This is a genomic window from Micromonospora sp. WMMA1996 (assembly GCF_002573675.1).
In the GTDB taxonomy this organism is placed as follows: domain Bacteria; phylum Actinomycetota; class Actinomycetes; order Mycobacteriales; family Micromonosporaceae; genus Micromonospora; species Micromonospora sediminicola.
In genome coordinates this window covers 875,196-895,424 of sequence record NZ_PDHU01000003.1, presented here as the reverse complement: position 1 = coordinate 895,424, position 20,229 = coordinate 875,196, and the positions used below count along the sequence as shown (strand labels likewise).

The window sequence follows — 20,229 nt, the reverse complement described above, 5'->3', positions numbered from 1 at the left end:
AGGAAAAGGGGAAGTGCGAGGTGCGGCACAATCGGCAACCGTGGCAACGGACGAGGTGGACCTGATCGTCGAGCAGTGGCGCCGGGAACGCGCCGGCATGCGACCCGAGCCGATGGCCGTCTTCGGTCGCATCTACCGGCTCGCCCGGCTGGTCGGCGACCGCCAGGAGAAGGTGTACGCCGGCTGGGGCATCGGCCGCGGCGAGTTCGACGTGCTCGCCGCGCTGCGCCGCTCCGGACCGCCGTACACCCTGGCGCCGAAGGCGCTCGCCGGCTCGCTGATGCTGACCTCCGGCGGGATGACCGGCCGGCTCGACCGGCTGGAACGGGCCGGGCTGGTCCGGCGCGCGCCCGACCCGGCGGACCGGCGGGCCCTGCGGGTCAGCCTCACCGAGACCGGTCGCCGGGTGGTCGAGGAGGCGGCCGAGGCCGGGCTGGAGGTGCAGCGGCGGATCCTCGACACGCTGCCCCCCGCCGACCGGGAGCGGCTGGCCGACCTGCTGCGTGCCCTGCTGGCAGGGGCCGAGGCGGAGCCGCCGGATCGGGCAGGATGATCTCGGACGCCAACGACCGGAAGGACGGGCATGCCTGCCACCGAACCGACCATCGTCGCCACCAGCATGGGTTTCTTCAGCCGCCGCCGCGGGCCGTGGGACGCCCGGCCGAGCCAGCTCTTCCCGCTGATGGCCGAGCTGGCCCGGGCCGGTGACGCCCCCCGGATCTGCTACCTGGGTCAGGCCGTCGGCGACCAGCCGACCGGTTACACGGTGTTCTACGGCGCGTTCGCCAACACCCCGTTCCGCCCGTCCCACCTGGCGCTCTACCCGATGCCGAACGTCGAGGACATCCGCGCCCACCTGCTCGCGCAGGACGTCGTCTGGGTGGGGGGCGGAAGCGTCGCCAACCTGTGCGCGGTGTGGCGGGTGCACGGCCTGCCGGAGATCCTGCACGAGTGCTGGCAGGCCGGTGTGGTGCTGGCCGGGGTCTCCGCCGGCTCGATCTGCTGGCACGTGGGCGGCGCCACCGACAGCTACGGACCGACCCTGCGGGCCTTCACCGAGGGGCTGGGCTGGCTCCCGTACGGCAACGGCGTGCACTACGACAGCGAGGAGCAGCGCCGGCCGCTGATGCACCGACTGGTCGCCGACGGCACGCTGCCGACCAGCCACTGCACGGACGACGGCGTCGGGCTGATCTACCGGGGCACCCGGCTGGCCGAGGCGGTGGCCGACCGTGAGGGCGTGGCGGCGTACGAGGTGAGCCGCGCCGAGGACGGCACCGCGCGGGAGACCCGGATCGAGCCGCGCCTGCTGCCCGCCGTGCCGGTCTGAGCGGGCCGCCGGACCTGCCTGCCGGTCACCGGCCGCGAGGCGCGTAAGCTGGTTCGTCGTGAGTCTCACCATCGGCATCGTCGGCCTGCCCAACGTGGGCAAGAGCACCCTGTTCAACGCGCTGACCAAGAACGACGTGCTCGCCGCGAACTACCCGTTCGCCACGATCGAGCCGAACGTCGGCGTGGTCGGGCTGCCCGACGAGCGGCTGGCCACGCTGGCCGAAATCTTCTCCTCGCAGAAGGTGCTGCCGGCGCCGGTCTCGTTCGTCGACATCGCCGGCCTGGTGCGGGGCGCCTCGAAGGGGCAGGGCCGGGGCAACGCGTTCCTGGCCAACATCCGCGACGCCTCGGCGATCTGCCAGGTGGTGCGCGCCTTCTCCGACCCGAACGTGGTGCACGTCGACGGCAAGGTCTCCCCGGCCGACGACATCGAGACGATCAACACCGAGCTGATCCTGGCCGACCTCCAGACGCTGGAGAAGGCGCTGCCCCGGTTGGAGAAGGAGGCCAAGCTCCGCAAGGACCGGGCCGCCGCCGTCGAGTCCGCCAAGAAGGCCGCCGAGGTCCTGGACAACGGCGTCACGCTGTACGCCGGCGCCGCCGCCGCCAAGGTCGAGCTGGAGCACCTGCGTGAGCTGCACCTGCTCACCACCAAGCCGTTCCTCTACGTCTTCAACGTCGACGAGGCGGAGCTGGGCAACGCCGAGTTCCTCGACGAACTGCGCGGGCTGGTCGCCCCGGCCGAGGCGGTCTTCATGGACGCCAAGATCGAGTCCGAGCTGGTGGACCTGCCCGAGGAGGAGGCCCGCGAGCTGCTGGAGTCGATCGGGCAGTCCGAGCCGGGCCTGAACCAGCTGGTCCGGGTGGGCTTCCGGACGCTCGGGCTCCAGACGTACCTGACCGCCGGCCCCAAGGAGGCGCGGGCCTGGACCGTCCCGGTCGGCGCGACCGCGCCGGAGGCCGCCGGGGTGATCCACAGCGACTTCCAGCGCGGCTTCATCAAGGCCGAGGTGGTCTCCTACGACGACCTGGTCGCGGCCGGATCGATGGCGGCGGCGAAGGCCGCCGGCAAGGTCCGGATCGAGGGCAAGGAGTACGTCATGCAGGACGGCGACGTGGTGGAGTTCCGCTTCAACGTCTGAGTCCCGCGGGGCGAACCGCCGCGACCCGGCGTAAAAGTGGATCGCTTGCAGCACATGCGCATATTGGCTGCCAAACCGATCGATTCCATCACGCAAATTCTCGTGTGGTCCTTCTTGATTCCGTCCGCCTTTCCGGCTTAAGGTTTTGACGCCGGGCAATGTATTTGAACGGCCCGGCGTCACTTCCACGGGGGAAGGAATCGCCATGCGACACGGAATCGCCATCGCCATGTCCGCCGCCTTGATCGTCGGTGCCGCGACGCCGGCGTCCGCCGCTCCGATCGGGACCGCCGCCCTGTCGACGTGCAACAACTGGCGGTCGTACAACGGAGCCGACGTGCCGTCCTACGGCACCAACATCAGCTGTGTGATGCGCCGGGGCAACACGGGCAAGGGCGTCTTCCAGCTCCAGGTCACCATGAACGTCTGCTACGACTACGTCCTCGCCATCCAGGGCGTCTACCCGCTGACCGCGGACAGCCAGTTCGGCCCGAGCACGGAGAAGGCCCTGCGGGCGGTCCAGCGGGCGGTGAGCGAGACCGACGACGGCATCTACGGCCCGGCGACGCGCAACGCGATGCTCCACCAGGGCTCGAATGGCGCCGGCTGCAAGTTCATCTGAGTTTCTCCGATGATGCGCCGTCGTCTTCTCCGGGCGGCGGCGCAGATTCGCGCCCGTGCTTTTTGCGCTCGCTCGATCCCACCGGAAGAACCGATTACCGCAATGTGGTCCGCTGTTCCTGCCAGCGACCAGAATTGACCCCCACCCGGGTTGCGCTCGACGGGTTGGGGTCGGGATGCGGCCCGACCGTGGACGTGAACTCCTCGGCCGAGCGAGCGGGTGCGGGTCCGGAGCGTCGGTGGCCCGCGGGGCGGATGACGAGGTGCCAACGGGGCGACGGCGGGTATACCCGACGATGCGGATCGACATAGACGAGCCGAGGGCCGCCGAGCAGTTCTGGGAGGGCATGCGGGAGGTGGCTGCCAGTGCCGCCCGACACCAGGACCGCGATCTCTACCGGTCTCTCGTCAAGATCGGTCGGGCGGCGCTGGCCCAGGGCGCGGAACTCGTCCCGTCCTGCGGCCTGTTCCTACCGTGTCCGGTCTGCGACTCCCTGCCCGGCGAACGGTGCATCAACGTGCCCGGTCAGCCGCTGCACGACGCCACCCTCCACCCCCAGCGCGTCCAGATGGCGGAGCGGGCGCTGCGGGGAGAGGTGCCACTGCCCTCGCCCCTCGCCTGACCGGGCGGCCCCACGCGCGCTGACCGGCTGCCGCGTCGGCTTCATGGACGGGTCCACAGTGTAGAGACTCGGCCCGTCGGGGGATGGGAGGGCGAGCCCCGGGTGCACTAGCCTGCGGCGCATGCGGACCGAGCGCGGGGTACGTCGATCTCTGCTGGCCGCCCTCGTCCTCACGGTGACCAGCATCGTCGTGAACTACTCGACGTCCCAGGTGCCCGCCTTCCTGGCCGGGAACCTGTGGATCGCGTGGACGCTGACCGTCCTGTGCGTCGTCGGCTACCTGGTGCTGGAGTTCCGGCCCGCCGCCGATCCGGCGGAACTGGGACACGTCAGCCCGCGGGTGCGGCGACGTCACCTGCGTCCCGCTCTCGAACTGGACGCGATTCCTGTCGCGTCCAACGTCCGGATCAGCGCGGTCGAATACGGCGAGGGCCCGCAGAAACGGGTACTGGTCCCGGGCCGGGACCTGTGCGTCCTACCGGCCGACTGGTCGCTGGCCGCCGCGGGGGCGGCGAACGCGGGCCGGCTCGACATGCACACCGCCCTGACCGGGACGGACCTCGCCCGCGCCACGCCGCTGCCACACCGGTTCGTGGTGCGCGGCACGTGTCGCGCGGCAGCCACCGTCGTCCTGCACATCATCACCGACCTCGCCTACCTGCAAGCTGTGTCCGGGCGGCCCCCGCAGCGACGCTTCGCCGCGGTCGGCCTGCTCGACCGCGGCGGCATACTGCCCTACGTCGACGGAGTGGCCCTGCACACCGGGCACGTCGAGGTGGCGCGATCGACAGGTACACCGGGACTGGTCGTCGCGGTGGAGTGCGTCGGTGGCCGGCCGGTGTCACGCACGCCCTACCTTCTCGTCGTCCGTGCCGGAATCCGCTACCCCGAGGACGTCTGGCTGTCACCGGCGACCGGTCGCCCGCTCCTGTCGGATCGGGACCCGGATCGCGCCCGGGTGGCGTTCGAGTCGCCGCAGCCGAACGGGCTGGCGACCGACATGTTCGCCTGCGACCTCGACGGCCGACGGATGAACAACCTGACCCGCAAGAGCGTCGACAGCTACGACGGTTTCGGGGACGGCACCCAGGTGACGTGGGTGGACCAGAAGCACCTGCGGGTGTTCTCGGAGCTGACTCCCGATCAGAGCACGCGCATCGTCCAGGACCGGGTCGAGGGGCGGAGTCGCCACGGCGACGAGGTGCGGTAGCGGTCGGGTGCGGTCAGGAGCATCACGGCCCACGGGAGTCGTCCCGCTGATCTAGCTTGGTCCGGTGGCTTCGAAACCCGTGACGACCGTCCTGTTCGACTTCGCGTGGACCCTGTTCGCCAGAGACCCGGACCGCTGGGTCGGCAGCGCCGCGGCACTGATCGGCCGGGAGGTGGCCGCCGGTGACGCTCAGCGCATCACCGCGGATTTCGCCGAGATGTTGCGGGCAACGGCTGCGGACCCCGCTCATGTTGCCCGCGACCTGGACCCGCAGGTGTGGGACCGGGCGATTCTGGCTGTCCTGCAACAGATCCGTGGGGTGGACCTGCCGTTCGCGCGAGCCCTGCACGAAACGCACGCCGAAGCACTCGAGCCGTACCCGGACACGTCCTCCACTCTCGCTGCCCTCAGCGCCCGCGGTATTCGTCTTGGCGTGGTGAGCAACACCGGCTGGGACATTCGCGAATGCTTTGCCCGGCACGGACTGGACCGCTACATCGACGCATACGTGCTTTCCTACGAGGTCGGCTTCATCAAGCCCGACGTGCAGATCTGGCGCACCGCACTCGACGCCCTGGGGGCACAGCCGGATCGGACGCTGATGGTCGGCGACCATCCCAGCGGCGACGGTGGTTCCGTGGCCGCCGGCATACCGGCCCTGGTGCTACCGATGACGAGTTCGCCGGCCCAGCTTCGCGGATTCCACCACGTGCTGACGTTGGCCGGCAGGTGAGATCGATGCGGCTCCTGATTGTCGACGTTGCCCCGCGTACTACCCGGCGGCCACCGAGTTCCGCGTCGCCTGACGCCCCGGTCAGTCGATCCGCGGGCTGCGCCGTTCGATGAGCGTGACGTCCCGCCACACGCCGTGGTGCCGGCCGATCCGCTGCCGGGTGCCGACCACCCGGAACCCGCAGCGCTCGTGCAGGGCGAGGCTCGCGGTGTTCTCCGGGAACACACCGGACTGGATGGTCCAGATGCCGGCCGCCTCGGTGGAGGCCGCCAACGCGTCCAGCAGGGCCCGGCCGACGCCCCGCCCCCGCGCCCCGGGGTGCACGTAGACGGAGTGCTCGACCACGCCGGCGTAGACGCAGCGGTCCGAGACCGCCGAGCAGGCCACCCAGCCGAGCACCTGCCCGGCCGGGTCGAGCGCCACCCACCGGTGCCCGGGCAGCCGGGTGGCGGTGAACCGGGACCAGTCGGGCGGCTCGGTCTCGAACGTGGCGTCCCCCTCGGCGATGCCGAGGCGGTAGATCTCCAGCACGGCGTCGGCGTGCGTGTCGTCCATCGCGGCGACGGTGACGGTCATCGACCCCTCCTGACCCTGTGGCGGCCGAGGCCCGGCCGCGCCAGCGTAACCGGCACGACCGAGGGCCGGGAGGAACGGTCCCGGCCCTCGGCGCGACCGCTACCGGGTCCGGTAGACCGAGATGTGCGCCCGGCTGTCGGCGTCGAACGGGGTCCGGTCCCAGTCCGCGTACCGCTCGGCGAGGCGCAGCCCGGCGCGTTCCGCCATCTCGTCGATCTGCTCCGGCCAGGCGTAGCGCATGGCGAACGGCCTGAGGTGCACACCGTCGGCGTCGAACGTGACGGTCTGCCGCACGAACGTCTGCGCCGCCCGGTCGTACCGGTGCAGTCGGATGGTGGCCGAGTCCTCGGTCACCTCCCGGACCTGGACCTGCTCGTCCCGGTCGAAGTCGGCGGGGTCGGGCACGTAGGTCTCGACCACGAACGCCCCGCCGGGGGTCAGCACCCGGGCGACGTTGCGGAAGCAGGCCGCCTGGCGCTCGGCGTCGACCAGGTTGAACAGCGTGTTGAACACCAGGAAGACCAGGCGGTACGGCCCGGCGACCGGGACGTCCGCCATGTCGCCGATGGTGACCGGCATGTGCTCGCCGCCCGGCTTGGCGCGCAGCTGCGCCACCATCTCCGGGGACGCCTCGACGCCCTCCACGGTGAGGCCGCGGGCGGCCAGCGGCAGCGCCACCCGGCCGGTGCCGACGGCCAGTTCGAGCACCGGGCCGCCGTCGGCCAGCGGGGCGAGGAAGTCGACAGCGGGAGCGGGGTCGGGATTGCCCGGGCCGTCGTAGGTGGCGGCCCAGAGCCGGCCGAACAGGCCGGGATCGTCGAAGACGGACATCACGGCAGCAGACCAGCCCTCCGCCACCCGCGACAACCGGATTACCGCGCCTCAGCCGGCCCGCAGGGCGTCGTCGACAGCGGTCTCCCGGCGACCCAGGTGCACCGGGTCGCGGCCGGAGAGCACGTCCGCCGCGGCCTTCACGGCGGCGCCGTACTCCCGGGTCGTGCTGATCCGCCACTGGTCGGCGTACCGGCGGGCGGTGTCGTCGCCGACGCCGTTGGTGTCGATGCCGAGGCGCCGGCAGAGCGTCACCGCGCGGGGCAGGTGGAACGACTGGGTGACCACGGTGGCCTGCCGCACCCCGAAGACGCGTCGGGCCCGGGCGCACGAGTCGTAGGTGTCGAACCCGGCGTGGTCCAGCACCACCCTGTCCGCCGGCACACCGCGCTCGACCAGCCAGCGCCGCATCGCGTCCGGCTCGTCGTAGTCCCAGTTCATGTGGTCGCCGGAGACCAGCACCACCCGGACCTTGCCGGCCGCGAAGAGTTGCCGCGCGATCTCCAACCGGCCGGCCAGGAACGGCGACGGCGTCCCGTCGGGCTCGACCTTCGCGCCGAGCACCAGCGCCACCGGCGCCTCCGGCACGTCGGCGGCGGTGAACACGTGGCCCTCGGCGCCGTCGCGGACCCAGACCACGCTGCCGGCGGTCACGGCGGTCGACAGCACCGCGCCGGCGGCGCCGACCAGGAGGAGCCGGCGGATCAGGCGTACGGCCCGCCGGTCGGTGGCCCACCAGGCGCGCCACCGCGCGACTCGTCCCCCCATGGCGGCGATTGTGTCACCGTCCGATCAGGAGATGTGGTGCAGGATCACGTTGTGTACGTGGTGGCTCTTCTCCGAGCCACGGAACTCGACCTCGTAGGTGTGCGTGCCGACGTGCACGGCGATCGCGCCGGTGGAGAAGAACGAGCCGCCCCAGTGCTTGTTGCTCACCACGCTCACGCTGGTGATCTTCGAGTAGGGGATGCTGGTGATGGCGTACCGCTTGCCGACGAAGGAGCGGTCCTGGATGATCACCCGCCGGTCGGTCAGGCCGATGAAGCCGGTGCCGGTGCCGATCGCGTCGTAGACGGCGATGATCTGCTCACCGGGCAGCAGGCCGCTCTGGATCTGCTGGAACTGTTCCTTGCGGTCGTACGTCGGGCCAGACATGTCCTCGACGGTAGGGCAGGCGCGCCAGCGCTCAGCGCTCGGTGACCGCCCGGACGGCGTCCTCGATGCGTGCGGCCAGCAGGACCTCACCCTCGGTGAGTGGTTCGTCGTCGCCGTGCCCCACCTTGATCTGGGTGCGGTCGGCCCGGCGGCTGATCTCGGGGCGCAGCCGCAACGCGTCGGCCACCACTGCCACCCGCTCGGTGAGCGCGGCGTGCTGGGTGTCGTCGAGGACGAGCGTGCGGCGGATCTGCTCGCCCTCCCGGGTCCATCCGGACAGCAGGGCGAGCGCGTCGCTGAGGTAGTCGTGCTTCGCCCGGCCGCTGAACAGCACGCGCATCACCGCACCTCCCAGGCGTCGTTGCCGGCTTGTGGCCAAATCGTCGCCATCCCGTGTCCCAGTCGACGCCCTCTAGTTTGTCGCCGCACAGATGGTGTGTCCACGCCCACACTTCCGTGTTCTGTTGGCCTGACGGTCGACTCAGCTACCCAAACCGCCGATTGATCTGGCACGCTGGTGGCTCGTGCGGACCGAACGGGTTACCGGGAACGGGCAGGCCGACCGGCGGGAGCCGAGGGTGGTCGTCGGGGCGGCGATCATCGTGGCCGGCCGGGTCCTCGCCTGCGAGCGTTCCGCGCCCCCCGAGGTGGCGGGGCGGTGGGAGTTCCCCGGCGGCAAGGTCGAGCCGGGGGAGACCGAGACCGAGGCGTTGGCCCGGGAGTGCGCCGAGGAACTGGGCGTCCGGGTCGCGGTCGGCGCGCGGGTGGGACGGGACGTGCGGATGGCCCACGGTCGCTCCGTCCTGCGCGTCTACGCCGCCCGTCTGCTCCACGGCGACCAGCCGGAGGCGCTGGAGCACGCCGAGCTGCGCTGGCTCTCGGCCGCCGAGCTGGACAGCGTCGACTGGCTGCCGGCCGACGTGCCGATCGTGCCCGCGCTGCGCCCGCTGCTCGCCGCGTCCGCCTGAGACCACGAACCGGACAACGGGTCGGAAACGAGACGGGGACCGGCGGCGTGTGCCGCTGGCCCCCGTCATCGTCGCGCTGCTCAGTGCTTCGGCTCGTCCTGCTGCGGGTGGGCGAAGTTGAGGTGCTCCGGCGGCAGCGGGAACTCCACGTCGTCGCCGAACGGCGACGGCGCGGCGGCCCGGTCGAAGGTCAACTCGGTCAGCGGCAGCTTGCCGCTCGAGTCGACGGCCGGGGCGGTCGGGTGCGGCACCTCGCGCTGCCAGTTGACACCCTGCTGGGCCTGGCGCTCGGCGCCGCTGTCGTGCGAGCCGCCGGCGTGGGAGTGCACCCCGCCGTGTGCCGCGCCGGCGGTCACCGCACCGCTGACATGCCCGCTGGTCGCGCTGGTCTGAGGCACCTGACCCCTCCGGAAGATCTTGTTACCGAGCCACACAAGGGGATCGTACCTGCGGTCGACGACGCGTTCCTTCATGGGGATGATCCCGTTGTCGGTGATCTTGATGTGCTCGGGGCAGACCTCGGTGCAGCACTTGGTGATGTTGCAGAAACCGAGCCCCATCTCGGACTGCGCGTACTCCTTGCGGTCGGTCTTCGCGTCAAGCGGGTGCATGTCCAGCTCGGAGGCCCGGATGAAGAACCGGGGCCCGGAGAAGGCCTGCTTGTTCTCGTCGTGGTCGCGGATCACGTGGCAGACGTTCTGGCACAGGAAGCACTCGATGCACTTGCGGAACTCCTGCGAGCGCTCGACGTCGACCTGCTGCATCCGGTAGTCACCGGGCGCCACGTCGGCCGGCGGCGCGAACGCCGGCGTCTCCCGGGCCTTCTCGTAGTTGAACGAGACGTCCGTGACCAGGTCCCGGATCACCGGGAACGTGCGCAGCGGGGTGACCGTGACGGTCTCGGTCTCCTCGAACGTCGACATCCGCGTCATGCAGCCCAGCCGCGGCTTGCCGTTGATCTCCATCGAGCAGGAGCCGCACTTGCCGGCCTTGCAGTTCCACCGGCACGCCAGGTCCGGCGCCTCGGTCGCCTGGAGCCGGTGGATCACGTCGAGGACGACCTCACCCTCGTTGACCTCGACCGAGTAGTCCTTCAGGTCGCCGCCGGTCTCGTCGCCCCGCCAGATGCGGAACTGGCGCTTACTTCCCATCAGTGTTCGCCTCCTCGGTGAGGGCGTCGAACTCGGCGAGTTCGGAGTCGGTCAGGTACTTGGACAGCTCCGCCCGGTCGAACAGCCCGATCAGCTCCGGCCGCATCTTCGGCAGCGGCTTGTGGGTCAGCCGGACCGTGTCGCCGTCGAGCGAGCAGACCAGGTTGACCCGCCGCCACTTCGGGTCCATCGCCGGGTAGTCCTCCCGGGTGTGCCCGCCGCGCGACTCCTGCCGCTCCAGCGCCGCCTTCGCGGTGCACTCCGAGACCACGAGCATGTTGCGCAGGTCGAGCGCCAGGTGCCAGCCCGGGTTGTAGCGCCGGCCGCCGACCGCGCTCACCTTCGCGACCCGCTCCCGCAGCTCGGACAGCCGGCCCAGCGCGTCGGCCAGCTCGCCCTCCCGCCGGATGATGCCGACCAGGTCGCCCATGACCACCTGGAGGTCCTGCTGGAGCTGGTACGGGCTCTCGCCGGTGTCCCGCTGCAACGGCGCCAGCGCCGTCTCCACCGCGGCCTCCACCGCCGCCACCGACACCGCCGGGCGCGCGGTGAGCTGGTCGGTGTACGTGGCGGCGTGGCCGCCCGCCCGCTTGCCGAAGACCAGCAGGTCGGACAGGGAGTTGCCGCCCAGCCGGTTGGAGCCGTGCATCCCGCCGGAGACCTCGCCGGCGGCGAAGAGCCCGCGTACGGTGCCCGCCGCCGCGCCGGAGTCGGGGTCCACCTCGACGCCGCCCATCACGTAGTGACAGGTCGGTCCGACCTCCATCGGCTCCTTGGTGATGTCGACGTCGGCCAGCTCCTTGAACTGGTGGTACATCGAGGGCAGCCGGCGACGGATCTCCTCCGCCGACTTGCGCGAGGCGATGTCCAGGTAGACGCCGCCGGCTGGCGTACCCCGACCGGCCTTGACCTCGCTGTTGATCGCGCGGGCGACCTCGTCGCGGGGGAGCAGCTCCGGCGGACGCCGGTTGTTGTCCGGGTCGGTGTACCAGCGGTCCGCCTCCTCCTCCGTCTCCGCGTACTGCTTGCGGAAGACGTCGGGGACGTAGTCGAACATGAACCGCTTGCCGTCGGAGTTCTTCAGCACGCCGCCGTCGCCGCGCACCGACTCGGTGACCAGGATGCCCTTCACCGAGGGAGGCCAGACCATGCCGGTCGGGTGGAACTGGAGGAACTCCATGTTGATCAGCGTGGCCCCGGCGCGCAGCGCGAGCGCGTGACCGTCCCCGGTGTACTCCCAGGAGTTCGAGGTGACCTTGTAGGACCGCCCGACCCCGCCGGTCGCCAGCACCACGGCCGGCGCCTCGAAGAGGACGAACTCACCGGACTCGCGGTAGTAGCCGAACGCGCCGGCCACCCGGTCGCCGTCGAGCAGAAGCTCGGTGACCGTGGTCTCGGCGAACACCCGGATCCGGGCGTCGTAGCTGCCGAACTCCCGCTTGTCCTCCTGCTGGAGCGACACGATCTTCTGCTGGAGCGTGCGGATCAGCTCCAGGCCGGTCCGGTCGCCGACGTGCGCCAGGCGCGGGTACTCGTGGCCGCCGAAGTTGCGCTGCGAGATCTTGCCGTCGGAGGTGCGGTCGAAGAGCGCGCCGTACGTCTCCAGCTCCCAGATCCGCTGCGGCGACTCCTTGGCGTGCAGCTCGGCCATCCGGAAGTTGTTGAGGAACTTGCCGCCGCGCATGGTGTCCCGGAAGTGCACCTGCCAGTTGTCGCGCGAGTTGACGTTGCCCATCGCGGCCGCCGCGCCGCCCTCGGCCATCACCGTGTGCGCCTTGCCGAACAGCGACTTCGAGATGATCGCGGTCTTCTTGCCGGCCAGCCGGGCCTCGATCGCCGCGCGCAGGCCGGCGCCGCCGGCCCCGATCACGACGACGTCGTAGTGGTGTCGTTCGATTCGCGTCTCAGTCATCTCAGGGGCCCTCAGTTGATGAACCGGAGGTCGGTGATCCACTTGGCGGCCACCGCCATCACGTAGAAGTCGGTCAGCGCCAGCGTGCCCAGGGTGATCCAGGCGAGCTGCATGTGCCGGACGTTCAACCAGGACACGCCGGTCCACGCCTTGTAGCGCACCGGGTGCTTCGAGAAGTGCTTGAGCCGGCCGCCGATGATGTGCCGGCAGGAGTGGCAGGAGATCGTGTACGCCCAGAGCATCACCACGTTGATCAGCAGGATGACGTTGCCCAGGCCGAAGCCGAAGCCCTCGGGGGAGTGGAAGGCGTAGATCGCGTCCCAGGTGTTGATCAGCGAGATGATCGCGGCGGCGTAGAAGAAGTAGCGGTGCAGGTTCTGACCGAGCAGCGGGAACCGGGTCTCACCGCTGTAGGACTGGTGCCCGTCCGGCACCGCGCACGCCGGCGGTGACAGCCAGAACGACCGGTAGTAGGCCTTGCGGTAGTAGTAGCAGGTGAGCCGGAACAGCAGCAGGAACGGCAGGGTCAGCGCCGCGTCCGGGATGATCCACCAGCCGGGCAGGAAGCTGCCGAAGTGCGAGGAACCCTCGACGCAGCGCTCGGTCACGCAGGGGGAGTAGAACGGCGTCAGGTAGTGGTACTGGTCCACCCAGTACCACTTGTGCATGAAGACCCGGACGGTCGCGTAGATGACCCACGCGCTCAGCCCGACGACGGTGATCAATGGCGCGAACCACCAGCGGTCGGTCCGCAACGTCTTCGCCGCGATGGCGGCACGTGCCCGCGCTCCCCGCGGTCTCGTTGCCGTTGATGTCATTCGAGTCATCTCCCTGACGTCACTGTCACGTCCTGCGCACGCGCGGGACCACGCCGGTGAACCGGCGCGGCTAAGTGACACACGTTACGCCGATCTTCACGGCCCGGCCGCGCAACGCAGTGTCCCGTGTGTCCCGCTGGTTGGAAAGACCCGGATCATGATCAATATCCGGACGGCGTGGCCGCGTCGGTGTTCCGGATCAGCCGGACGCGCCGCCGGTGAAGTTCCACGACGACAGCCGCAGGGCGGGTCCCTCCCACCAGGACCCGTCCATCCGGTCCGGCTGGCGGAGCGGCGACCGGCCCAGGCCGAGCACCCGGCCCGGCCCCAACGCCCGTGGGTACGACTCGGTGAACCGGAGGTCCCGCACCGCCCGCACCGGCACGCCGTCCTCGACCAGCCAGACCCCGTTGCGGGTCAGCCCGGTGACGACCAGCTGCTTCGGGTCCAGCACCCGGGTGTACCAGAAGTCGCTGACCAGCAGTCCGCGCCGCACGCCGGCCACCAGGGCCGCGGTGTCCGGGTCGCCCACCGCCCCCGTCACCCCGGCGCTCACCGGTCCGGCCGCGACCCCGGCGTCGACCGTGTCCGGCGCGCCCGCCAGCAGGCGGAGGTTGTGCGGGATCGGCCCGAACGTCGACCCGCCGGCCATGCCGTGCCCGGTGGACGCGACGCCCGCCTCCGCGCCGCTGCGCCTGTCGTACGCCACCGTCCGGGTGGTGCCGGCCTCCACCAGCGGCAGCGCCCGCCGGGGCGTGCCCTCCAGGTCGAACGGCAGCGTCGAGGCGTGCAGCGGGTCGTCCACCAGCGTCACCGCCGGGTCGAACTGGGCGGCGCCCGGCTCGGCGAAGGACTGCCGTTCGGCGTACCGCTTGCCGTTGAAGCCGAACCAGGCGAGGTTCTGCAACAGGTCGGCCACCGCCGCCGGTTCGAGCACCACCTCGTAGCGCCCGGGCGGCAGTTCCACCGGGTCGGCCGCGGCCCGTGCCTTGGCCGCCGCGCGAGCGCCGAGCGCTGCGCCGTCGAGGTCGGCGAGGCGGTCGGCGCAGTGCCGGGCCACGCCGTCGGCGCTCCCGGTGCGGGCGATGCCGTCCATGGCCGCCTCCGCCGCCCGCCCCTGCGCCGAGTGCCCGGCGGAGTTGGCGAACGCGCCGGACCGGTACGCCGTGCGGCAGTAGCCCGCCGCCTCCAGCCCTTCGACAGCGTCCACGAAGGCGCGTACCCGGGCGGCCCGCTCGTCGGGTGAGGCGTACGCGGTGGCCTCGTCGACGCCCGGGCCGGACGGCGTGGGCGTCGGCGCGGTGAGCCCGGGCCAGGCCGGGTCGGCCGGGGCGAGCCGGGCCGCGGCCCGGGTCCGCTCGACCAGCGCGGCCAGCCCGTCGGCGTCGACCCGGTTGCCGCCACCCGCGGCGGTCCGCCCGTCGACGTGCAGCCGCAGCTGGATCGCGGTGCCCGTCTCGGCGACGTTCTGGTGGATCGAGGAGTTGGCGAAGCGGGTGAGCGCGAGGTCGGTGCGGGTCACCAGCACCTCGGCCTCCGCGCCCGGCCCGGCCACGCGCCGGACCAGCTCCACCACCCGGGCGGCGAGATCCTGTTCGGCGCTCACGCGCGCACCCCCACCCGGACGCCGCGGAAGCGGGCCGGGGCGGCCGGATGGCCGGTGTGCCCGACCTGGCCGGGCTGCCCCTTGCCGCAGTTGGGCGTGCCCCACGGGACGATCTCCGAGGAGAGCATGTCCATCGACCGCCAGAAGACCGGCCCGATGCCGGTGTAGGTGGGATTGCGCAGCATCCGCCCCCGGCGGCCCTTCTTCACCTCCCAGCCGACCTCGCAGCCGAACTGGAAGTTGAGCCGCTTGTCGTCGATAGACCAGGACCGGTTGATGTCCATCAACACCCCGTCGTCGGTGGCCGCGACGATCTCGTCGAGCGTGTGCGGGCCGGGTTCCAGGCCCACGTTCGTCATCCGCACCATCGGCAGCCGGGCCCAGCCGTCAGCGCGTACGCTGCCGCCGTAGCCCAGACCGGCGACGGCGGCCGAGTCCCGGCCGGCGAGCACCCCGACCCACCGCCCCTCGCGGACCGCGTCCCGCGACACCGCCGGGGAGCCCTCGTCGTCGAAGCCGAAGCTGCCCAGCGCGCCCGGGATGGTCGGGTCGATGGTCACGTTCATCAGCTCGGAGCCGTAGCGCAGCGAGCCGAGGCGGGCCAGGTCGAGCCAGGAGGTGCCGGCGAAGGCGGCCTCCCAGCCGAGGATGCGGTCCAGCTCGATGGCGTGCCCGACCGACTCGTGGATCTGCAACGCGAGCTGCTCGCCGCCGAGGATCAGGTCGGTCTCGCCCGCCGGGCACTCCGGGGCGGTGAGCAGCTCGCGGGACTCCTCGGCGATCCGGGCGGCGTGCGCGGCCAGGTCGAGTGAGGTGACCAGCTCCCACCCCGTGGTGCCGTACTGCCCCCGGTAGCTCGGATAGGACCGGCGCTGGGTCTCGCCGTCGCCGATCGAGGTGGCCGAGATGCCCCCGCCGCACTCCCGGATGTGCTGGTCGATCCGGTGGCCCTCGCTGGAGACGAACCACTTTGTGGTGTCCCAGATCTGGTAGAGCCCCTCGGCCAGGTCGGCCCCGTGCTCCCGCATGGTCGCGGTGGCGCCGACCAGCAGGTCGCCCTTGTCGGAGAGCGGCACCCCGAGCGGATCGACCGCGCAGGTCGAGGCCCAGCTCGCCACCGCCGCCCCGACCGGCACGAGGTCGATCGGCGGGCCGGAGACCCGCGCGCTCGCGGTGGCGATCGCCGCGGCGCGCCGGCCGGCGTCGCGGGCCGAGGCGTCGGACAGCTCGGGTACGGCCTGGAAACCCCACCCGGAGCCGACGAGGGCGCGCACCCCCAGGCCGATGCTCTCGTGCTGGGTCAGCTCCTCGACGTCACCGTTGCGCGCCGACATCGACTCGTAGCGGCGGTGCATCACCCGGGCGTCGGCATAGCGGGCCCCGGCGTCGAGGGCGGCCTGCACGGCGGCGGTGGCCGCGGCGAACTCGCTCATGACGGCACTCCGCTTCGCTCCGCGCCGCCAGGAGGCACGGCCGCACTGCGGTGACGATTCGCTCGCTGGCGCTCGCTCATGGGCCGACCCTAGGCGAGCGCACCGACATCCGTCAGGGGACGAGATCCTCCGGGCGGATCGTCGCCCGGACGGGGTCCGTCAGCTCCAGCACGTCGGCGGGCTTGGTCACCGACACCTCCCGGTAGTGCCGGCCCTGGCGGCGGTAGAGGTGCAACGTGCCGGTCTCCTGCTCGACCAGCAGGTACCACTCGATGCCGGCGGCGGCGTAGTAGTGCATCTTGAGCACCTTGTCCGTCGCCGCGTTGCTCGGTGAGATGACCTCGCAGACGAGCCGGACGTCCCGCGCCTCGATCATCGGTTCGTCGAAGTCGATCGGCTCGGTGACGACCAGGTCGGGAATCGGTATCCGGCCCGGCTTGAGCCGGACGTTGACCGTCTCCAGCAGCTCCAGGCCCACGCGCCGCGCCGCGGTTTCGAGCAGGTTGCCGAGGTTCCGCTGGATCCGCTGGTGCCGCGGGGTGGGCGCTGGGGTCACGTGGAGGCTCCCGTCGAAGAGTTCGACGCGTTGCTGCGTCTCACTGAGGGCGAGGTACTCCTCTTCGGTCCACGGGCCGTCGTGGCCGAACACCGCCGCGGTCATGGTCACCTCCACCTCGTGTCGCGGGAATCTTCCCTTCGTCGCCGGGACCATGGTCGCACCTCAGGTGCGCCGACGAGACGACGATGCCCACTCGCGTCGGTGAATGTCCCTGGTGAGGGCTGTTCAGGTCGGAAACCGAGTCGTTACGCTCTGACCGCTGACAGCCCGGCCTTTGTAGCTTATTTTCGCCTCCAGAGGTTTCCTGTAGGTTCTCTTCATCAGGAGGGGGAGGCGGTCATGGGCAGGTCGGAGGCGGTGCCGTCCGGGGAGCCGGACCGCCCGGAGGTGCCGGAGCAGCGCTCCGGCGAGGGCCCCTATCTCCAGGTTCGGGACCTGCGGGTGCGGTTCGACACCGAGGACGGTGTGGTCCGGGCTGTGGACGGGGTGTCGTTCGCCGTGGAGCGGGGTCGCACGCTCGGGATCGTGGGCGAGTCCGGTTCCGGTAAGAGCGTCACGTCGTTGGCGATTCTGGGTCTGCACAACTCGAAGCGGGCGTCCATCACCGGGGAGATCTCGGTGGGTGGGCGTCAGTTGGTGGGTCTGCCGGAGGAGGAGGTGCGGCGGCTGCGGGGTCGGGACATGGCGATGATCTTCCAGGATCCGTTGTCGGCGTTGCACCCCTACTACACGGTCGGGAAGCAGATCGCCGAGGCGTACCGGGTGCACCACCCGAAGGCCGGTAGGCGGGAGGCGCGTGCGCGGGCGGTGGACATGTTGGGCCGGGTGGGGATTCCGCAGCCGGCGCGGCGGTTCGAGCAGTATCCGCACGAGTTCTCCGGTGGTATGCGGCAGCGGGCGATGATCGCGATGGCGTTGGTCAACGACCCGGATCTGGTGATCGCCGACGAGCCGACGACGGCGTTGGATGTGACGGTGCAGGCGCAGATCCTGGACCTGCTCAATGATCTTCAGGAGGAGTTCCGCTCGGCGATCATCCTGATCACCCACGACCTGGGTGTGGTCGGTCAGGTGGCCGACGACGTGCTTGTCATGTACGGCGGTCGGGCGGTGGAGCACGGCAGTGTGGAGCAGGTGTTGCGGCGGCCGCAGCACCCGTACACGTGGGGGTTGTTGTCGAGCGTGCCGTCGTTGCACGGTGACGCGGACGCGGACCTGGTGCCGATCCCCGGCAACCCGCCGTCGTTGATCAACCTGCCGCCGGGGTGCGCTTTCCATCCCCGCTGCCGCTATGCCGACGTCAACGGCGACCGCTCCCGCACCGAGGTCCCCGAACTGCGGGCGGCCGGCGAGACGGGGCACCTGGTGGCCTGTCATCTGTCGGCGGCGGAGCGGACCCGGATCTATCAGCAGGACATCGCCCAGGTGGGAGTGGCCCGATGAGCGTCGAGAGCGAGCCGCTGCTGCGGGTGCGGGGGTTGACCAAGCACTTCCCGGTGCGCGAGGGCTTCCGCGCCCGGGGCGCCGTGCGGGCGGTCGACGGTGTGGACTTCGACGTCCGCCCGGGCGAGACGTTGGGTCTGGTCGGGGAGTCGGGGTGTGGGAAGACCACGACCGGGCGGATGCTGGTGCGGCTGCTGGAACCCACCGCCGGCAGCATCACCTTCGCCGGGCGGGACATCACCCACGCCCGCCGGGGCGCGTTGCGGCCGCTGCGGCAGGACCTGCAGATCATCTTCCAGGACCCGTACGCGTCGTTGAACCCCCGCCACACCGTCGGGCGGATCGTGGCCATGCCCCTGCAGGTCAACAACATCACCCCACCCGGCGGCGTCAAGAAACGCGTGCAGGAACTGCTGGAACTGGTCGGACTCAACCCCGAGCACTACAACCGCTACCCGCACGAGTTCTCCGGCGGACAACGCCAACGCATCGGCATCGCCCGCGCCCTGGCCCTCAAACCCAAACTCATCGTCGCCGACGAACCCGTGAGCGCCCTCGACGTGTCCATCCAGGCCCAGGTCATCAACCTCCTGCGCGACCTGCAACGCGACCTCGACCTGGCGTTCGTGTTCATCGCCCACGACCTGGCCGTGGTCCGGCACTTCTGCCACCGCGTCGCCGTCATGTACCTCGGCACCATCGTCGAGATCGGCGACCGCGACACCATCTACACCCGCCCCCAACACCCCTACACCCGCGCCCTGCTCTCGGCCATCCCCGACGTCACCACCCTCGGCCCCGCCGGCCGCATCCGCCTCACCGGCGACGTCCCCACCCCCCTGGACCCACCCAGCGGCTGCCGCTTCCGCACCCGCTGCTGGAAAGCCACCGACCGCTGCGCCACCGAAACACCCGCCCTGACCACCCGCGACGGCGGCACCCAGCTCACCGCCTGCCACTACCCGGAGAGCGGACCGGTGGACGCCACCGAGCCGGCGACGGTCGGCGGCGGCACTGGCACTGCCGGACCGGCGGCGGTCGGCGGTGGCACTGTCGCGCCCGCGGCGGTCGGCGGCGGCGACGCCCCGGAACTGAAGGAGGTGGCGGAATGAGCCTGTCCCCGGTCGAGGGCGTGGCGCTCGCGGAGATCGAGTCGCCCGGTGACGGCGACGAGCGCCGGGACAAGGAGTTCGTCGGCCGCTCACCCGGCCAACTCGCGCTGGCGCGGCTCCGGCGGGACCGCACCGCCCTGGTCAGCGGCTCCCTGCTCGTCTTCTTCGTCCTGGTCGCGCTGGCCGTGCCGCTGATCGAGGCGCTGTACGGGGTGGGGCCGAAGGAGCAGTTCCAGAGCCGTCTCGACGGCTACGGCATGCCGCTGGGTTACGCCGGCGGCGTCACCGGCGACCACTGGTTCGGGCTGGAGCCCGGCCTGGGTCGGGACATCTTCATCCGCATGGTGCACGGGCTGCGGACGTCGCTGTTCATCGCGTTCGCCGCCGCCGTGCTGACCGCCGTCATCGGCGTGACGCTGGGTACGCTCGCCGGCTACCTCGGCGGCTGGCTGGACTCGGTGATCAACTGGATCACCGACCTGACCCTGGCGATGCCGTTCCTGATCATCGCGCTGGCGCTGATGCCGACCGTCGCGCTGCGCTTCTACGGCCAGCGGGAGGCCGTCCCGGCGTCCTTCCAGATCGGCGTGCTCATCTCGATCTTCGCGTTGTTCGGCTGGACCAGCACCGCCCGCCTGGTCCGGGGCCAGATCATCGCGCTGCGCGAGCGCGAGTTCGTGGAGGCGGCCCGGGCCAGCGGGGCCGGGCTCGGGCACATGCTGTTCCGCCAGCTGCTGCCGAACGTGTGGGCACCGATCCTGGTCGCCTTCTCGCTGGCGGTGCCGCAGTACATCACCAGCGAGGCGGCGCTGTCGTTCATCGGCGTCGGCCTCACCGACGCGACGCCGAGCTTCGGCCGGATGATCTACCGCAGTCTCGACTACCTGCAGACCGACCCGGCGTACGTCTTCTTCCCCGGCATCACGATCTTCGCGCTCGTGTTCGCCTTCAACCTCTTCGGCGACGCGCTGCGCGACGCGCTCGACCCGAAGTCGTCCCGGTAG

At 71.1% G+C, this 20,229-nt stretch carries 22 protein-coding genes; 11 read left to right on the top strand and 11 right to left on the bottom strand.

From position 1 onward, the window contains the following. Window positions 1–40: 40 nt before the first annotated feature. The 7 genes from COO58_RS23850 to COO58_RS23820 all read left to right on the top strand — a co-directional run bounded on the left by COO58_RS23850 (window position 41) and on the right by COO58_RS23820 (window position 5,661). Window positions 41–553 carry a MarR family winged helix-turn-helix transcriptional regulator gene (locus COO58_RS23850; protein ID WP_091570581.1) on the top strand — a complete coding sequence of 171 codons (513 nt, stop codon included), beginning with the start codon at window positions 41–43 and terminating at the stop codon, window positions 551–553. Between the two features lie 30 nt (window positions 554–583). Then, on the top strand, window positions 584–1,330 hold the full coding sequence (locus COO58_RS23845) for a peptidase E (protein ID WP_091570585.1): 747 nt from the start codon (window positions 584–586) through the stop codon (window positions 1,328–1,330). Window positions 1,331–1,388: 58 nt separating this feature from the next. Continuing rightward, window positions 1,389–2,474 (top strand): redox-regulated ATPase YchF, encoded by a 1,086-nt coding sequence (ychF, locus tag COO58_RS23840; RefSeq protein ID WP_098747248.1) that lies wholly within the window; start codon window positions 1,389–1,391, stop codon window positions 2,472–2,474. Window positions 2,475–2,679: 205 nt separating this feature from the next. Continuing rightward, window positions 2,680–3,096, top strand: a complete 417-nt coding sequence (locus COO58_RS23835; protein WP_098747247.1) for a peptidoglycan-binding protein — start codon at window positions 2,680–2,682, stop codon at window positions 3,094–3,096. Between the two features lie 295 nt (window positions 3,097–3,391). Beyond that, window positions 3,392–3,718, top strand: a complete 327-nt coding sequence (locus COO58_RS23830; protein WP_098747245.1) for a hypothetical protein — start codon at window positions 3,392–3,394, stop codon at window positions 3,716–3,718. Between the two features lie 121 nt (window positions 3,719–3,839). Continuing rightward, window positions 3,840–4,928, top strand: coding sequence for a hypothetical protein (locus tag COO58_RS23825; protein WP_141561947.1), 1,089 nt, complete (start codon window positions 3,840–3,842; stop codon window positions 4,926–4,928). A gap of 64 nt (window positions 4,929–4,992) precedes the next feature. Beyond that, the gene (locus COO58_RS23820) at window positions 4,993–5,661 is read left to right on the top strand and encodes an HAD family hydrolase (protein WP_255292754.1); all 669 of its coding nucleotides are present in this window, start codon (window positions 4,993–4,995) and stop codon (window positions 5,659–5,661) included. 81 nt (window positions 5,662–5,742) lie between these two features. Here COO58_RS23820 and COO58_RS23815 read toward each other — a convergent pair whose 3' ends face one another. The 5 genes from COO58_RS23815 to COO58_RS23795 form a co-directional block, all read right to left on the bottom strand. Beyond that, window positions 5,743–6,237 carry a GNAT family N-acetyltransferase gene (locus COO58_RS23815; protein WP_091570604.1) on the bottom strand — a complete coding sequence of 165 codons (495 nt, stop codon included), beginning with the start codon at window positions 6,235–6,237 and terminating at the stop codon, window positions 5,743–5,745. A gap of 99 nt (window positions 6,238–6,336) precedes the next feature. Further along, complete coding sequence (locus COO58_RS23810) at window positions 6,337–7,068, bottom strand: class I SAM-dependent methyltransferase (protein ID WP_098747241.1); 732 nt, start codon at window positions 7,066–7,068, stop codon at window positions 6,337–6,339. Window positions 7,069–7,119: 51 nt separating this feature from the next. After that, window positions 7,120–7,836, bottom strand: coding sequence for a vancomycin high temperature exclusion protein (locus tag COO58_RS23805; RefSeq protein ID WP_098747240.1), 717 nt, complete (start codon window positions 7,834–7,836; stop codon window positions 7,120–7,122). Window positions 7,837–7,860: 24 nt separating this feature from the next. Next, window positions 7,861–8,223 carry a PH domain-containing protein gene (locus COO58_RS23800; protein WP_091570616.1) on the bottom strand — a complete coding sequence of 121 codons (363 nt, stop codon included), beginning with the start codon at window positions 8,221–8,223 and terminating at the stop codon, window positions 7,861–7,863. A 31-nt stretch (window positions 8,224–8,254) separates the two neighbouring features. Beyond that, window positions 8,255–8,563 (bottom strand): 4a-hydroxytetrahydrobiopterin dehydratase, encoded by a 309-nt coding sequence (locus COO58_RS23795; RefSeq protein ID WP_091570621.1) that lies wholly within the window; start codon window positions 8,561–8,563, stop codon window positions 8,255–8,257. Between the two features lie 238 nt (window positions 8,564–8,801). Between COO58_RS23795 and COO58_RS23790 the strand changes: the two genes are divergently transcribed. Then, window positions 8,802–9,191 (top strand): (deoxy)nucleoside triphosphate pyrophosphohydrolase, encoded by a 390-nt coding sequence (locus COO58_RS23790; protein WP_091576964.1) that lies wholly within the window; start codon window positions 8,802–8,804, stop codon window positions 9,189–9,191. 80 nt (window positions 9,192–9,271) lie between these two features. Here COO58_RS23790 and COO58_RS23785 read toward each other — a convergent pair whose 3' ends face one another. The 6 genes from COO58_RS23785 to COO58_RS23760 form a co-directional block, all read right to left on the bottom strand. Then, on the bottom strand, window positions 9,272–10,342 hold the full coding sequence (locus tag COO58_RS23785; RefSeq protein WP_091570626.1) for a succinate dehydrogenase/fumarate reductase iron-sulfur subunit: 1,071 nt from the start codon (window positions 10,340–10,342) through the stop codon (window positions 9,272–9,274). Continuing rightward, complete coding sequence (locus COO58_RS23780) at window positions 10,332–12,254, bottom strand: fumarate reductase/succinate dehydrogenase flavoprotein subunit (protein ID WP_091570630.1); 1,923 nt, start codon at window positions 12,252–12,254, stop codon at window positions 10,332–10,334. Before COO58_RS23780 ends, COO58_RS23785 begins: the two co-directional genes overlap by 11 nt. 11 nt (window positions 12,255–12,265) lie before the next feature. Continuing rightward, window positions 12,266–13,072: a hypothetical protein gene (locus COO58_RS23775; RefSeq protein WP_091570634.1), complete on the bottom strand. Its 807-nt coding sequence runs from the start codon at window positions 13,070–13,072 to the stop codon at window positions 12,266–12,268. Window positions 13,073–13,271: 199 nt separating this feature from the next. Then, window positions 13,272–14,678, bottom strand: a complete 1,407-nt coding sequence (locus tag COO58_RS23770; protein WP_098747239.1) for a TldD/PmbA family protein — start codon at window positions 14,676–14,678, stop codon at window positions 13,272–13,274. After that, a complete protein-coding gene (locus COO58_RS23765; RefSeq protein WP_091570641.1) occupies window positions 14,675–16,111 on the bottom strand; it encodes a TldD/PmbA family protein in 1,437 nt (478 codons plus the stop codon). The genes COO58_RS23770 and COO58_RS23765 overlap by 4 nt, the downstream gene beginning before the upstream one ends. A gap of 112 nt (window positions 16,112–16,223) precedes the next feature. Beyond that, window positions 16,224–16,772: a Uma2 family endonuclease gene (locus tag COO58_RS23760; RefSeq protein ID WP_098747402.1), complete on the bottom strand. Its 549-nt coding sequence runs from the start codon at window positions 16,770–16,772 to the stop codon at window positions 16,224–16,226. A gap of 237 nt (window positions 16,773–17,009) precedes the next feature. Here COO58_RS23760 and COO58_RS23755 point away from each other — a divergent pair, with 237 nt between their 5' ends. Genes COO58_RS23755 through COO58_RS23745 form a run of 3 tightly spaced genes read left to right on the top strand, consistent with a single transcriptional unit; the run spans window position 17,010 to window position 20,229 of the window. Then, on the top strand, window positions 17,010–18,113 hold the full coding sequence (locus COO58_RS23755; RefSeq protein ID WP_098747238.1) for an ABC transporter ATP-binding protein: 1,104 nt from the start codon (window positions 17,010–17,012) through the stop codon (window positions 18,111–18,113). After that, complete coding sequence (locus COO58_RS23750; RefSeq protein ID WP_255292753.1) at window positions 18,110–19,225, top strand: ABC transporter ATP-binding protein; 1,116 nt, start codon at window positions 18,110–18,112, stop codon at window positions 19,223–19,225. Before COO58_RS23755 ends, COO58_RS23750 begins: the two co-directional genes overlap by 4 nt. Further along, window positions 19,222–20,229 carry an ABC transporter permease gene (locus tag COO58_RS23745; RefSeq protein ID WP_091570649.1) on the top strand — a complete coding sequence of 336 codons (1,008 nt, stop codon included), beginning with the start codon at window positions 19,222–19,224 and terminating at the stop codon, window positions 20,227–20,229. The genes COO58_RS23750 and COO58_RS23745 overlap by 4 nt, the downstream gene beginning before the upstream one ends.